Here is a 14,666-nt window from a genome sequence, read left to right as displayed (position 1 = left end):
CTGAAATGCTCCCACCATGCGATGCCGACCCGAGCTCGCATCGGCATGCCCGTGGAACAACCACCGGTCGACAGGCGGCGAATAGACGCACTTCCGCGACCGCGATGAGATCCGCTTGGCTCGTGGTCTGACCAGCGGACCGGAGCGTGGCGCCGCTCTCAGGGTTCGGTTGGCGATCCACCCATACCGACGTACACTTTCCTGTACAGGAGGAGGCGATGATGAAGACGATGAGCTACACGGAATCCCGGGCCCGCTACGCCGAGGTACTCGACGGCGTGGCCAACGACCGCGAGGAGGTCATCATCACCCGGGCGGGACATGAGCCCGTAGTCATCGTCTCCCTCGAGGACTACGAGTCCCTCCGGGAGACGGCCTACCTGATGCGCTCACCCGCCAACGCCCGACGCCTCCTCGACGCGATGGAGCGTCTGGAGGCTGGCCGCGGTAAGGGTCATGACCTGATCGAGACCGACTGACGTGCTGCTCGTCTGGGACGAGAACGCGTGGGAGGACTACCTCTGGTGGCAAGCGCAAGACCGCAGGGTCCTGAAGAGGATCAACCTGCTGCTCGCAGACATCCAACGCAACGGCAACGAGGGCATCGGCAAGCCGGAAGCGCTCAAGCATGACTTCGCGGGCTACTGGTCCAGACGCATCACCGATGAGCACCGCCTCGTGTACAAAGTCGTCGACGACGAGGTCAGGATCGCCGCCTGTCGCTACCACTACGGATAGCGCGACGCCTTGCGGGTGGACACGCCCTGCGACAGCAGGGCGGAGCGGGCTATCACAGCGGGGGCATTCGGCCTGTGCGCGTAGCCTCAGACGGTGTCCACCAAGCCAGAGCGACGGGCCGCCCGCGAAGCTGTGGCCGTGTACCACCAAGCCCAGTTGGCCCTGCTGGTACAGCGGGTGGGCGCTGAGGTCGACCGTTACCGCGCCGGCGAGCTGGATGCGTTCGAGATCGACCAAGTCATCTTCCAGTACTCGCGCGCGGCGAAGGAGCTCTGGAAGTTCTGCAATCTGGCGGACGTCGAGACCATCGCCAACTTCATCCGCGATTTCCGTCCGGACGACTGGTGGGAGCGGGGAGCACCACGGAAGCGATGAAGGCACGCGTCAGCCTCAGGCGACCTGGACTCAAGCCTGCCCTCGGGGTGGTCGACTGGCGGCGGTGTGGGATGCCACAGTGGGCGAAGTGCAATGGGCAGTGCCGTCCCAGTAACGGTAGAAGATCTGGCCCGGACGGAGATTCCCAGCAGCCCGGCTCGCCGAGCCGGCTTTTCGCATCGCACGTAGTCCGCGGCTTCTCGGGGAACAGGTATGCGCCCACGCCCGACGTCGCCGTCCCACGCGAAGACGCTTAGCATTCCGGGAACCGGAGCGGTGAGCTGAATCAGCGTCTGCCGCTCACCGACGTGCTCGACCGTCCCGGTGGCCCGCGCACCTCGACCGTCGCGCCTTCGTCGCCAAGCGCGAGCGCGCCGTGCCGCGTTGACCACAACGCCTCGGCGTCGCCGGGGTGGGAGGCCCGTCCTCAGATGAAGTGGCCGCGGCGGCGAGTGGGCACCGGCGGCCCCTCGAACCGCGTCAGCCCTAGTGAGGCGATGTCGTCGTCCGGATCGGCCCTCTCGGCGAGATCGGCGAGGACCTCGCCCATCAACGCCGAGAATTTGAACCCGGCACCCGAGTCACCGCAGGCCAGGACGACGCGGTCGATCCGGTCGACCACGAACAGGCCGTCGGGTGAGTCGGTCCAGCTGCAGATCTGCGCGTCGAGAACCGGGTCGGTGATGAAGCCGAGTCGGGCGGCCTCGGCGGCGGTCGCCTCGGTCCGCTTCTGTGACGGTGTGCGGTCGAGGTCCTCGGGTGTCCACTCGCGCACCTGCGCGTTCAGGCCGATCTTGTAGCCGCGGCCCGGGGTGGGCATCGAGTAGAAGCCGGGGCTCCCGCCGTACTCGCCCTCGAACAAGCACGGCACGTCGTCGTAGCGGTGCGGCGCGTCGAGGGAACCGAAGTGCACGACCTGCTCCAGCTGCGGCACCAGCGGCAGGGTGACGTCGAGCATCGGCAGCAGCGCCACCGCACCGGGCCCGGGGGCGACGACCACCGTGTCGGCTGTCATCCGGCCGGCGTCACGCAGATCCACGGCCCCGCGGCTCGCGTCGAGTCCGACGACCTCGTCGCGTAGTACCCGACCGCCGGCACCGCGGAGAAGCTTCTCCTGGGCAGCCAACGAGGCGGCGGCGAGGACGCAGCCGCCCAGGGGCGTCCACACCGCAGGTCGGTCGTCGGGGACCAAACCCGGGAGCCAGCGCCCGACGTCGGCTGCGTCCACCTCGGTGTGGTCGACGCCTTCCTCCCGGAGCGTGGTCAGCAGCCCGGAGGGATCGTGGTCGCGCCAGAGGACGCCTACCTTCCGGTAGACGTCGACCCCTGACCGTGCGGCGAGTCGATCCATGGCGCCGACACTGCGCAGACCCAGCCGGCACAGCACCGGGGTGGCGTCCGCGTGCCGCCAGACCCGGGTCGGTCCGGACGACGAGGAGAGCAGGTTGGCCACGCCATACCGGTCGATCAGGGTCACCTGGTGCCCCCGCAGCGCGAGCTGGGCCGCGGTGGGCAGGCCCCATGCTCCGGCCCCGATGACGATCGCAGTAAGGCGGTTCCGGCCGGTCATGGAGGCACCCTAATGTGGGCCGGCCGCATGGCCCGCACAGCGCTCCTATCGGTTGCCGGCAGTCGCCCCGGTCCCGGACGTCAGGTCACAGAACATGACGTGCAGCCCGACCCTGCCCAGGGAGGGGTGGGCGAAGGCGCCCGGCACGGTCCCCACAACGGTGAAACCGAGGCTCTCGTACAGGTGCACGGCGGGGGTGTTCGACGCGGCGACGGCGTTGAACTGGACGCCGGCGAAACCGGACGCTCGGGCCCACCCCAGCAGGTAGCTGACTAGCGCTCTGCCGACTCCGGCCCCTCGAGACGCCTGCTCGACCATGAAGTTGCCGCTCGCAATGTGCGCGCCGGGGCCGGGGCGGTTGGCATACATGTTCGCCGTTCCGACCAGCTCCTCGCGGTCGAGGGCGACCACCACGTGGCCCGGTGGCGGCGTGACCCACAAGCGCCGGGCCTCCGACTCGCTCTGCTCGGGGTCGTAGCAGAACGTGTCCCCGGCACGGATCACCTGCTCGACGATGGGCCAGACCTCGGGCCAGTCGCTGTCGCGATACTCCCGGATACGCACTCGCCGAAGGTAGCGACCCAGGGCAATGTGCGCGACCGGGTTTGCGCCGCTCCGCCGGACCGCCAGTCGAGCGCTGCGGCGTTCATACATTTGAACGCCATGCCTGAGCGTGGAGCGCCTTCGCGTTTGGTGGGTTGAACGCCGAGACGGTCCCGAGCCCCGAAAACCGCCCATATGTTGCTTCTGTGTCGCGGGGGCGATGCACACGAGTCCCGTGTTGTTCAGGTAAGGGGAAACCAAAGGTGGAGATTCAAAAGGGGGCGCCTCGGGGGGCGCAGTCTCGTCGCAGACGGGACAAGGGGGCGGTCGCGCGGCGGCTGCTCGCGGGGGCCGCGGTCTCCGGCGTGGTGGTCGGCGGCGTCAGCGTGGCGCCGACGTTCGCCGCGCCGGCGACAGTGACCGTGGCCTTCAGTGGCCAGGCGGGGACCGCCGTGGTGGGCGGCGCGCTTTATGCCAAGGAGGGTGCGACGGTGACGCTCACCGTCAACACCTCGGCGGACACCCAGTGCGTGGACGTCGCGGGCGCCTTCACTGGGCATCAACAATCGGATTCGCCTCGGTCATCGTGGACCTTCATCGTCCGGGCGGGTGCGGGCGACAGCGTCCAGTCCGTCACTGCAACCGCATCCGTCAAGTTCAACAACAACAACATCTGCACGGGGGCATCAGTTTCCGGGCAGGCGTCCTACACGCTAGACAACACCGGCCCTGTGATTGCCTCAGCGTTGGCTCCGACCCCCAACGCGGCTGGTTGGCACAACGACGACGTAACGGTGAAGTGGACAGCTACCGATGCCGGTTCCGGCGTCGCGACGGCGCAGCCGTTCAAGACCGAGAGTGTGTCGAGCAACGGCATCACGGCCTTGACCGCGTCGGCGCAGTCCGACCGCCTGGGCAACGCCGGCGCTGCCGGCTCGGTGACGGTTCGCGTCGATATGGCAGCGCCGGCCATCACAGCCAGCCAGACGAAGAACGCTGACGGCACCACCACGGTCACGTTCACCTGTGACGACTCGAACTCCGGCGGTGGCCAATCCTCCGGCATCGCCACCTGTCTGGCGGATGGCTCGACCACGAACAGCAAGACGGTCCAGCCCGGCGTCACGGTCACCGGAACGGCTACGGACAAGGCCGGCAACACCGCCACGACGAGCTCCACCGCTCCTGCGGGCGACACGACGGCTCCCCTCCTGGCGGGCGCGCCGACGACCCAGCCCAATGGCAACGGTTGGTACAAGGGCGACGTCACGGTCCGCTGGACCGCGTCCGACCCGGAGTCGGGCATTCCCACGGCGCCGGCTGACACCACCATCACCGCCGAGGGCAAGGGCCTGACGAGCTCGCAGACCGTCAAGAACGGCGCGGGCCTGACGACCGCAGCGACCAGCAGCCCGGCCGTCAATATCGACCGCACCGCACCGACGACCGGCATCAGCGGCACGTCGAACGACTGGACGAACGGCAACGTGACCGTCACCCTCGCGGCCACGGACAACCTGTCCATGGCCGACAAGACGACGTACACGATCGACGGTGGCGCGGCACAGAACGGCACCAGCTTCACCCTGTCGACCGAGGGCGACCACACCGTCACCTACTTCTCGACGGACAAGGCCGGCAACGCCGAGGCAGTGCAGACCGCGCACGTCAAGATCGACAGGACGGCCCCGACCATCTCGCACGCCTTCACGCCGCTCTCCTACAAGGACGGCGTCTGGACCAACCAGGACGTCACCGTGACGTTCACCTGCGCGGACCAGGGCGGCTCAGGTCTCGCGAGCTGCACGTCGCCCATCGACCGGACTGCCGAGACCGACGTTGACGGTGCGGCGATCACCGGCACCGCGACGGACGGCGCGGGCAACAGCGCCACCGACACGGCCACGGTCCGCATCGACAAGACCAAGCCAACGATCACGGCCAAGGCGGACCGCGAGCCGAACGCCGCGGGCTGGTACAAGGACGACGTGACGGTGAGCTACTCCGCCAACGATGCCCTGTCCGGTGTAAGCGGCTCGCCCAAGGCCGACGTGCTCGGCGAGGGCAAGAACCAGAGCGCGAGCGCCACCGTGACTGACGCTGCTGGCAACTCGGCCACGGCCGGCGTCACAGGCATCAACGTCGACAAGACGGCGCCGGTGCTCTCCGCCTCCTACACGAGCGGCTGGCACACCGGTGACGTCAAGGTGGCCTGGAGCTGCACAGACCCACTCTCGGGTGTCGCGACCGGCCCGGCCGACGACACGGTGAGCGGCGAGGGCGACAACCTCTCCTCGACCGCGAGCTGCACGGACGTGGCGGGCAACACGGCCACCAAGACCGTCACCGGCATCAAGATCGACCGGACGGCACCGACCACAACCGCATCAGTCCCCGACGGCAACGACGCCGACTGGTACGGCGACGCCGTCAAGGTCACGCTCAGCAGCTCGGACAACGGCTCCGGGATCGCCACCACGTACTACTCGGTGGACAACGGTGCCGCCAAGACCTACGTGGGTCCCTTCTCCTACGGGACGGAGGGCACGCACCACATCTTTTTCTGGAGCGTGGACAACGCGGGCAACGTCGAGACCGCCGGCACGCCGATCACCTTGCGGATTGACACGACCGCTCCGACGACCGATGTGGTCAACCCGATTTCGCTCGACGGTGGCTGGTTCGTCAAGAGCGGTATCCCGTTCGCATTCGCCGCCAATGACAGCGGCTCCGGGGTTGCGGCGACCTACTACACCATCGACGGTGAGCAGCACACCTACGGCGAGCCCTTCACCGCGGACCTGTCGACCGGCACGCACCATGTCACGTACTGGAGCGTGGACCTGGCGGGAAACCCAGAGAAGGCGCAGAGTTTCGACGTGAAGGTCGACACCGTGCCGCCAAGCATCACCGGCGACACCGTCAACGCTGACGGCTCCCACCGTGCGGCCAACGCGGCCGGTTGGTTCAACAGCCCCGTCGACGTGAAGTTCACCTGCGACGACGTGGGTTCCGGGCTGCAGACCGGCGTGGCCGGCTGCGCGGGCGACACCACGCTGAGCAACGACGGCGCGGGCCAGAAGGTCCACGGCGACGCGGTCGACGTGGCGGGCAACCACAGCGGCACCGATGTCACGGGCATCAACATCGACAAGACAAAGCCGACCCTGGTCGGCGTGCCGCCGGACCTCAACGGAGCCGGTTGGTACAAGGGCGACGTCACGGTCAACTGGGTCGGCGACGACGCACTGTCGGGCATCGACACGAGTTCGCAGCCGGGCAACAGCACCATCACTGGTGAGGGCTCGAACCTCAGCGCCGGGCCCGTCAGGATCAAGGACAAGGCGGGTAACGTCAGCGACCCGGCCTCCGTCAGTGGGATCAAGATTGACCGCACTGCGCCGGTGATCACCGGTGCTCCGACCACGCAGCCCAACACAGCCGGGTGGTTCACCTCAGCGGTCACGGTCGACTTCAAGTGCTCCGACCCAGACCTGGCCGACGGGAGCAAGGGATCCGGCGTGGCAGTCTGCCCGACGAGCAAGCTGCTCAAGGGCGATGGCGCCAACCAGTCAGTGACGAGTGACACCGCGACCGACGTCGCGGGCAACGTCGCGGCAGCCAAGACGGTCGGCGGCATCAACATCGACGGCACGGCGCCCTCGACGACGAGCAACAACCAGTGCACCGCGACGAACGGGTACTGCACCGGCTCGAGCGCAGAGGTCGTCCTGACCGCGACGGACCAGCCCGGCCTGTCCGGTGTCAAGGAGATCCACTACTCCATCGACGGCGGCACTGAGCAGGTCGCCGCGGGTGCCACGAAGACGGTCAGCGTCCCCCTCACGGGGAGCGGTGCCGGGACGGTCAAGTACTGGGCCGTGGACAACGCCGGCAACGTCGAGGCAGCGAACAGTGTCGCCCTGAAGTGGGACAACATCGCCCCCACGGTGACGCACGCCCTGTCGCCGGTGCCCAACGCCGACGAGTGGAACAACGCCGACGTGACGGTCACCTTCACGGCCAAGGACGACGACAAGGGCTCCGGTGTGGCCTCCGTGAGCGGGCCGGTGACGGTCAGCACGGAGACGGCTGGCCAGGTCGTCACCGGTACGGCCAAGGACACCGCCGGGAACATCGGCACGGACTCGGTCACCGTCAAGCTCGACAAGACCAGGCCGACGATCACCGGCGCGGTCACGAGCGGCGCGAAGGGCAGCAACGGCTGGTATGTCGGACCGGTAACCGTCACGTTCACGTGCGGTGACGCGCTCTCGGGCGTCGCCATCTGTCCTGACGCGGTGGTCCTCTCCACCAATGGCGCGAACACCGCCACCGGCACCGTCACGGACAAGGCTGGCAACACGGCCACCGCAACGGTGAGTGGGATCAACATCGACCAGGAGAAGCCGGCCCTCACCACGGCCGACGTCAATGTCCAGGGTGGCACCTACACCCTCGGGTCGGTGCCGGCCGCGACCTGCACGGCGACGGACAGCATCTCGGGGGTCGACGCCTGCAAGGTCAGCGTCAGTGGCGGCAACGCCAACGGGGTGGGCACCTTCACCTACACCGCGACGGCGACCGACAAGGCGGGCAACGCCACCAGGATCACCGGCAGCTACAAGGTGATCTACCGGTGGGACGGCTTCCTGCAGCCGATCAACGACACGGCACATCAGGTCGGGGCGTCCACCAGCATCTTCAAGGCAGGCAGCACGGTTCCGGCCAAGTTCCAGCTGAAGAAGGCTGACGGCACGGTCGTCCAAGCCGTCGCCGCCCCGGCGTGGCTCAGCCCAGTCAAGGGCAGTGCGACGTCGGCACCCGTCGACGAGAGCGTCTACACCGCCTCGGCCGACAGCGGCTCGGACTACAAGTACGACGCCACGGCACAGCAGTACAACTACAACTGGAAGACGCCCAGCGCGGGCGGCAACTACTACCGGATCGGTGTCACCTTCGACGACGGCCAGACGTACTACGTCAACATCGGTCTGCGTTGATGCACCGGCAACCTGAGCCCGCCGGGGGCTGAGGGGGACAGGGAAGGGTCCCGCGTCATGACGACGCGGGGCCCTTCCCGCAACACACCGCATCTCTGGAAGAGAGGGATGTCATGACCACCACGACCAAGGTGGAACAGGCGGTGCGGCTGCCGAGCTGCCCGACCTGGTGCGTGCAGCGACACGGCATACAGCAGGGAGAGGACGACGCGATCCACGTCAGCGTCGAGCTGCTCGTACGCGGGGTGTCGCTGCGGCTCTGCACGACGATCGACCCGGAGACCCAGCAAGCGGACGGGCCCTACGTCCTGCTGGGCGGCGAGGAGTACACGCTGCACGAGGCGGACGCCCTCATCGACGCGCTGACGCAGCTCGTCGACGCGGGAATGGGAGTCACTCGCCCTGCAGGAGCCTGAAGGCGCTCTCGCGGTCCTTGACGCGCAGCTTCTTCAGCACCGACGACACGTGCACGCGGACGGTCGTGGCCGACAGGTAGAGGCGCCGGGCCACGTCCTCCGTGGAGAGCCCCTCGCCGAGCAGCTGCATGACCTCCCACTCGCGCGCGCTCAGCTTGGCGGCCGCGACGCTGCGGCGGGCGAAGCGGCGCTTGGCCGGTGCCCGGAACTCGTCCATGATGCGCGCGACGAGCCGCGGCGGCATGGCCGCCTCTCCGGCAAGTACCCCGCGGAGCGTGTCGGCGAGGGTCGTCGGGTCGGTGTCCTTGAGGAGGTAGCCGGACGCGCCGGCTCGCAGGGAGTCGAAGAGGTCGTCGTCCTCGGCCGACTGGGTCAGCATGACGACCACGACCTCGGGCGTGGTCCGGACGATGTGGCGGGCGGCCTGGATGCCGTTGCCGGGCATGTGGATGTCGAGCAGGGCCACGTCGGGCCGGTGCTCCACCGCAAGGCGCACGGCGTCCTCGGCGGACGCGCCCTCGCCGCAGACCTCGCAACCACTTGCCTCCAGCGCCTCCCGGACCCGCCCGCGGATCCGGGCGTGGTCGTCGGCGATGACGATGCGCAGGCTCACCAGGTGACGGCCACGGTCGTGCCCTCCCCGGGCGTGGAATGGATGTTGACCGACCCGCGCAGGGCCGAGGCGCGTTCCTCCATGCTGGTCAGGCCATAACCAGTGGTGTTGCGCCTGACCGTCGCCGGGTCGAAACCCATCCCTTCGTCCCGGACGACGAGTCGCCGCCTCTCCTCGTCGCGCTCGAGGAGCAGCCGCACGCGGTCGGCCCGGCCGTGTCGGATGGCGTTGGAGACAGCCTCGCGGGTGATCCGGATCAGGGCGTGGCGCTGGTCGTCGTCGGCGTGGACGGAGTCGTCGAGCTCGACCTCGAGCCGGGCGTGGTAGCGGTCGGCGACCTGCCGCGCTGCACGGTGCAGGACGAAGCCGAGCGGTTCGTCGGTGCTGCGGCCGAGGGCGTCGATGGCTGCACGGGCCTCATCGAGCGCGCGGTCGCAGGCGGCGACCATACGGTCCCGGTGCCCCGAATCCTCCACTGACGTCAGCGTTTCCAGACGGATGTACGCGAGCTCCTGCACGACGCCGTCGTGCAGCTCGCGCGCCAACCGGCGACGGTCCTCGAGGACGGCAGCACGGGCCTGCGCCGACCAGTAGCGGCTGATCTCCCGGGCCGCGCCAACGAGCAGGACGGCATACGAACCGGTGCGCAGCAGGTCCCCGGTGTAGAACCAGTCACTGTAGAGCGACGGGAACAGAAGGTAGTTGAGGCGGGCGAAGGCGGCCAGTGCGAAGGCGGGGCCGAGCCACCGGATCAGCTCGTCGCGCCGGGCCGGCCCAGAGCCGGCCCGGACCGTGAAGAGGACGGACGCGACGGCGAAGCACGCGGCGGTCAGGCCATGCGCCACGAGCAGGGCCGGATGCCCGGCGATCACCGGGCGCTGGGCCGACACCGGCGGCGACTCGGCGAGCGCGACGGGCAGCACGTCGCGCAGGGCATAGGTGAGCACGAGCCCGAGCGCGACCGTCACCCAGGGCAGGGCGGTGAGGACGTGCGCCCACCGGTCGCGCACGAGCCGCACTCCGGACACCGCCGCGGCGACGATCAGGGACGCCCCCAGCACCCGGACAGTGACAGGCAGCCAGACGTCGGCCCGCCCGTCGTCCAGTCCGAGGAGGTGCAGGGCGAGCGCCATGCCGAGACCGGCGATGGCGAGGAGGAGCAGCCCGCCTGCGAGGAGCAGGTCCTGCAGACGTCGACTACGGCGGTAGCGCCCCCAGAGCAGGTAGGCGACGAGCAGCGCGACACCGGTGTCGGCGGCGTCGAGGACCAGGTGCAGCTTGGCGTCGTGGTAGGCGAACAGGAGGTAAGGCGTGTCGACGATGGCGGCCGTGATGGCAAGCCCGGTCCCTGCCGCGGCCAGAGTCGGCAGAACGCTCAGCGCGGCGACACCCCGGTCCGGTCGCCGAGGACCGGGCCCCCCCACGTGCCCCATGTCGGGAGTTTAGGGTGATCGCTTCTTCAACAGTGGCCAATTGAGCTGTCCGGTTCATCCCGCTCGGAGGCCAGCGGTCTACCGGGCCTGGCCGACGGTCGACGTACCTCAACCGCCCCGGGCCGCCCGCTACCTCAGGCGACCGCAGCAGGAGCTGGCGCGGACAGGGTCAGCGCGTCACCGGCCGGGGCGACGTCGACCAGGACGGTCTGCCCGTCGCGGACCTCACCGCCGAGCAGCGCCCGGGCGAGCCGGTCGCCGATCTCGCGCTGGACGAGCCGGCGCAGCGGCCGGGCGCCGTAGGCGGGGTCGTAGCCGCGCTCGGCGAGCCAGGCTCGTGCCCCGTCGGTGACCTCGAGCGAGATCCGGCGGTCGTGCAGCCGCGTCGCGAAGGCGCGCACCTGCAGGTCGACGATGTGGGCCAAGTCGTCCTGGCTCAGCGGGTCGAAGATGACGACCTCGTCGAGCCGGTTGAGGAACTCGGGCTTGAACGCCGCGCGCACCGCCGCCAAGACGGAGTCGTGCTTCTGCTCCTCCGACAACAGCGGGTCGACGAGGAACTGCGACCCCAGGTTGGACGTCAGCACGAGGATGACGTTGCGGAAGTCGACCGTGCGGCCCTGGCCGTCAGTGAGGCGGCCGTCGTCGAGCACCTGCAGCAGGATGTCGAAGGTCTCCGGGTGGGCCTTCTCGACCTCATCGAGCAGGACGACCGAGTAGGGCCGGCGGCGCACCGCCTCGGTCAGCTGGCCGCCCTCCTCGTAGCCGACGTAGCCCGGGGGCGCACCGATGAGGCGCGCGACCGAGTGCCGCTCGGAGTACTCCGACATGTCGATCCGGACGATCGCCCGCTCGTCGTCGAAGAGGAAGTCCGCGAGCGACTTCGCGAGCTCGGTCTTGCCGACACCCGTCGGCCCGAGGAAGAGGAACGAACCGGTGGGCCGGTCGGGGTCGGAGACCCCGGCCCGGGCCCGGCGGACCGCGTCGGACACGGCGCGCACCGCCTCGGTCTGCCCGACGAGCCGGGAGCCGATGACCTGCTCCATGTGGAGCAGCTTCTCGGTCTCGCCCTCGAGCAGCCGGCCGGCCGGGATGCCGGTCCATGAGGAGATGACGTCGGCGATGTCGTCGGCGCCGACCTCCTCCTTGACCATCGGCTCCTCCTCGGACACGCGCTCCTCGCGCTCCTGGGCGGCCGCGAGCTGCTTCTCCAGCGTCGGGATGTCGCCGTAGAGGATCTTCGACGCACCAGCGAGGTCGCCCTCGCGCTGGAGGCGATCGGCCTGCATCCGCAGGTCGTCGATCTGCGCCTTGACGTCACCGACCGCGTTGAGGCCGGCCTTCTCCTGCTCCCACCGGGCGTTGAGGGCCGCCAGCTCCTCCTCGCGGTTGGCGAGGTCCTCGCGGAGACGGGCGAGCCGCTCGCGGGACGCCTCGTCGTGCTCCTGCTCGAGCGCGAACTCCTCCATCTTGAGCCGGTCGACCGTGCGCCGCAGCTCGTCGATCTCGACCGGCGAGCTGTCGATCTCCATCCGCAGCCGGGAGGCCGCCTCGTCGATGAGGTCGATCGCCTTGTCGGGCAGCTGCCGTCCGGTGATGTAGCGGTCGGAGAGCGAGGCGGCGGCGACGAGGGCCGCGTCGGCGATGGTCACCTTGTGGTGCGCCTCGTAGCGCTCCTTGAGCCCACGCAGGATCGCGATCGTGTCCTCGACCGACGGTTCGCCGACGAAGACCTGCTGGAACCGGCGCTCGAGCGCCGCGTCCTTCTCGATGTGCTGGCGGTACTCGTCGAGCGTCGTCGCACCGACGAGCCGCAGCTCACCGCGAGCGAGCATCGGCTTGAGCATGTTGCCCGCGTCCATGGCGCCCTCGCCGCCGGCACCGGCGCCGACGACGGTGTGGATCTCGTCGATGAAGGTGACGATCTCGCCGTCGGAGTTCTTGATCTCCTCGAGCACGGCCTTGAGCCGCTCCTCGAACTCGCCGCGGTACTTCGCCCCGGCGAGCATCGCGCCGAGGTCGAGGCTGATGAGGCGCTTGTCGCGCAGGCTCTCCGGCACGTCGCCGGCGACGATCCGCTGGGCAAGGCCCTCGACAACGGCGGTCTTGCCGACGCCGGGCTCACCGATGAGGACCGGGTTGTTCTTCGTGCGCCGGGACAGCACCTGGACGACGCGGCGGATCTCGGAGTCACGCCCGATGACCGGGTCGAGCTTGCCCTCGCGGGCCATCTCGGTCAGGTCGGTGCCGTACTTCGACAGCGCCTCGAAGGTGCCCTCCGGGTTCTCCGAGCTGACCGACCGGCCGCCGCGCAGCTCGGGGATCGCCTGCTCGATCGCGTCGGCGTCGAGGCCGAACTGCCCGCTCCGGGCCAGGGCGAGGAGCAGGTGGTCGGTCGAGACGTACGTGTCCCCCATCGCGGTCATGTACTGCTGGGCCTGCTGGATGACCGCGGCCGTCCCCCGGGACAGCTGCGGCTGCTGCGCGCCGCCGGTCACCTGGGGCAGCGCGGCCATGGCGCGCTCGGCCGTCGCGGTCGCAGCAGTGACGGACGACCCGGCCTTCTCGAGCAGGCTCGGGGTCGTCGTGCCCGGCTGAGCTGCCAACGCGAGCAGCAGGTGAGCCGGCTCGACGTTCGGGGAGTGCTTGGCCGCCGCGGTCGTCGCGGCCTGCGCCAGCGCCTCCTGAGCCTTGTTGGTCAGCTGAAGGTCCATGCGTTCTCCTGGTCGGGATCAGAGTTCACTTCGTTCAACCGTGACAAAGTTGAGCCTATTCCACTCAACTCCACGCCCCGACGGGTATGCCGCTCACCCCGCTCCCGCACGCCCGTACCCACTGCGTCGGCGGGGTCACGAGGGGGTGTCGTACCACCCGCCGTGGTCAGTGGCGAGCGTGCGGAGCTCAGCGGCATACGGGGCCTCGTCGCGGGTGCGGACATGCACCGCCCACTCGTGGTCCTCCGCGTCGTCCTCACCGGCGAGGACCTCCCGGACGACGCGCACGTCCTCATGGCCGCGCCCCGCGAGGTCATCGGCCACCTCCTCCGCCGTGTCGCGGTCGGGGAAGATCAGCAGGTGCTCCGAGCTCACACCCGCAGGATGGCACGGCTCAGTCCTGCGTGACCGTCCCGGCCAGCAGCTCCGCGGCAGCGGTGAGGTCGCGCAGCCGCCCGCGGGCGGAGGACCGAGCAGCACGGTATGCCGCTGAGTCGGCTTCCGACGCGACGATCGTCCCGTCGGGGTCGCCTTCGCCGAGCAGTCCCGGGGCGAGCGTCTCGAGCGCTCCCTCGAGCGTGTCGGCACCGTGGACGGCATACAGGCCGAGGGCCGCCGCGCCGAGCGCGGACCCCTCCGCCCCGGCGGTGATGGTGAGGGGCCGGCCGAGGGCGCCGGCGACGACCTGCCGCCACAGCTCGCTGCGGAAGACGCCGCCCGTGCCGCGGATCGAGGTGACCGGCGTGACTTCGTCGAGCCCGTCGAGGATTGTCGCGAGCTGGAAGGCGACTCCCTCGACCGCCGCGCGGATGAAGTGCCCCCGGGTGTGGTGCTGGCGGATGCCGAGGAACGCCCCGCGGACGTCGGCGTCCCAGAGGGGCCCGCGCTCGGCGAGCAGGAAGGGCAGCATGACGAGGCCCTCACACCCCGGGGCGATGTCGGCGGCGAGCTCGAGGACCTCGGCGTCGGTGACCTCGGGCTCGGCCTCCGGCGGGTGCGGGGTCGGCGCGCCGGGCCGGTCCGCGGCGAAGACGTCCCGGGCCCAGCGAACGACCGCGCCGCCGTTGCTGATGGCGGTCCCGACGACCCACCGGTCGTCGGCGAGGGCATAGCAGAACAGCCGGCGAGACGGGTCGGCGTAGGGGCCGTCGACGACGAGCCGCAGCGCCCCGCTCGTGCCGAGCGACAGTCCGGCGACACCGGGCGCGAGGGCCCCGGTCCCGAGGTTGCCGAGCGGGCCGTCGCCCGCGCCGACGACGAC

General features: G+C 69.7%; 12 protein-coding genes. 5 read left to right on the top strand and 7 right to left on the bottom strand.

Features of this window, described 5'->3' with window-relative positions; translation table 11 throughout:
* Positions 1 to 221 precede the first annotated feature (221 nt).
* The 3 genes from N864_RS12250 (at position 222) to N864_RS12240 (ending at position 1,113) form a co-directional block, all read left to right on the top strand.
* On the top strand, positions 222 to 479 hold the full coding sequence (locus N864_RS12250; protein ID WP_034717070.1) for a type II toxin-antitoxin system Phd/YefM family antitoxin: 258 nt from the start codon (positions 222 to 224) through the stop codon (positions 477 to 479).
* A 1-nt stretch (position 480) separates the two neighbouring features.
* A complete protein-coding gene (locus N864_RS12245) occupies positions 481 to 738 on the top strand; it encodes a Txe/YoeB family addiction module toxin (RefSeq protein WP_034717068.1) in 258 nt (85 codons plus the stop codon).
* 93 nt (positions 739 to 831) lie between these two features.
* Entirely contained in the window at positions 832 to 1,113 is a 282-nt protein-coding gene (locus tag N864_RS12240; protein WP_034717065.1) for a hypothetical protein, read from the top strand.
* A gap of 427 nt (positions 1,114 to 1,540) precedes the next feature.
* Here the strand turns inward: N864_RS12240 and N864_RS12235 are convergent, their stop codons facing one another.
* A complete protein-coding gene (locus N864_RS12235) occupies positions 1,541 to 2,683 on the bottom strand; it encodes an FAD-dependent oxidoreductase (RefSeq protein ID WP_034717062.1) in 1,143 nt (380 codons plus the stop codon).
* 45 nt (positions 2,684 to 2,728) lie between these two features.
* Positions 2,729 to 3,247 (bottom strand): GNAT family N-acetyltransferase, encoded by a 519-nt coding sequence (locus tag N864_RS12230; RefSeq protein WP_034717060.1) that lies wholly within the window; start codon positions 3,245 to 3,247, stop codon positions 2,729 to 2,731.
* Between the two features lie 242 nt (positions 3,248 to 3,489).
* On the opposite strand from N864_RS12230, the gene N864_RS12225 reads away from it, so the two are divergent.
* Positions 3,490 to 8,229 carry an OmpL47-type beta-barrel domain-containing protein gene (locus tag N864_RS12225; RefSeq protein ID WP_155892919.1) on the top strand — a complete coding sequence of 1,580 codons (4,740 nt, stop codon included), beginning with the start codon at positions 3,490 to 3,492 and terminating at the stop codon, positions 8,227 to 8,229.
* Positions 8,230 to 8,342: 113 nt separating this feature from the next.
* A complete protein-coding gene (locus N864_RS12220; protein WP_034717056.1) occupies positions 8,343 to 8,645 on the top strand; it encodes a DUF6907 domain-containing protein in 303 nt (100 codons plus the stop codon).
* On the opposite strand, the gene N864_RS12215 is transcribed toward N864_RS12220, so the two are convergent.
* From N864_RS12215 to N864_RS12195, 5 genes are all read right to left on the bottom strand, one after another.
* Entirely contained in the window at positions 8,623 to 9,258 is a 636-nt protein-coding gene (locus tag N864_RS12215) for a response regulator (RefSeq protein ID WP_034717054.1), read from the bottom strand. The two genes, N864_RS12220 and N864_RS12215, sit on opposite strands and share 23 nt — an antisense overlap.
* Positions 9,255 to 10,691, bottom strand: coding sequence for a sensor histidine kinase (locus tag N864_RS12210; RefSeq protein ID WP_034717052.1), 1,437 nt, complete (start codon positions 10,689 to 10,691; stop codon positions 9,255 to 9,257). Before N864_RS12210 ends, N864_RS12215 begins: the two co-directional genes overlap by 4 nt.
* A gap of 134 nt (positions 10,692 to 10,825) precedes the next feature.
* A complete protein-coding gene (clpB, locus tag N864_RS12205; RefSeq protein ID WP_034717049.1) occupies positions 10,826 to 13,405 on the bottom strand; it encodes an ATP-dependent chaperone ClpB in 2,580 nt (859 codons plus the stop codon).
* Between the two features lie 135 nt (positions 13,406 to 13,540).
* Entirely contained in the window at positions 13,541 to 13,780 is a 240-nt protein-coding gene (locus tag N864_RS12200) for a hypothetical protein (protein WP_034717047.1), read from the bottom strand.
* A 19-nt stretch (positions 13,781 to 13,799) separates the two neighbouring features.
* Positions 13,800 to 14,666, bottom strand: an 867-nt coding sequence (locus tag N864_RS12195; protein WP_034717045.1) for an FGGY-family carbohydrate kinase, incomplete at its 5' end; no start/stop codon positions are given.

It is taken from the genome of Intrasporangium chromatireducens Q5-1 (genome assembly GCF_000576575.1).
GTDB classification, from domain to species: domain Bacteria; phylum Actinomycetota; class Actinomycetes; order Actinomycetales; family Dermatophilaceae; genus Intrasporangium_A; species Intrasporangium_A chromatireducens.
Note: the sequence above shows the minus strand (reverse complement) of the source record. Positions and strands in the feature narration are given on the sequence as shown.

Coding starts and splice junctions, on each gene's coding strand:
- clpB (WP_034717049.1), bottom strand. CDS start 13,405: ATGGACCTTCAGCTGACCAACAAGGCTCAGGAGGCGCTGGCGCAGGCC.
- N864_RS12220 (WP_034717056.1), top strand. CDS start 8,343: ATGACCACCACGACCAAGGTGGAACAGGCGGTGCGGCTGCCGAGCTGC.
- N864_RS12210 (WP_034717052.1), bottom strand. CDS start 10,691: ATGGGGCACGTGGGGGGGCCCGGTCCTCGGCGACCGGACCGGGGTGTC.
- N864_RS12250 (WP_034717070.1), top strand. CDS start 222: ATGAAGACGATGAGCTACACGGAATCCCGGGCCCGCTACGCCGAGGTA.
- N864_RS12235 (WP_034717062.1), bottom strand. CDS start 2,683: ATGACCGGCCGGAACCGCCTTACTGCGATCGTCATCGGGGCCGGAGCA.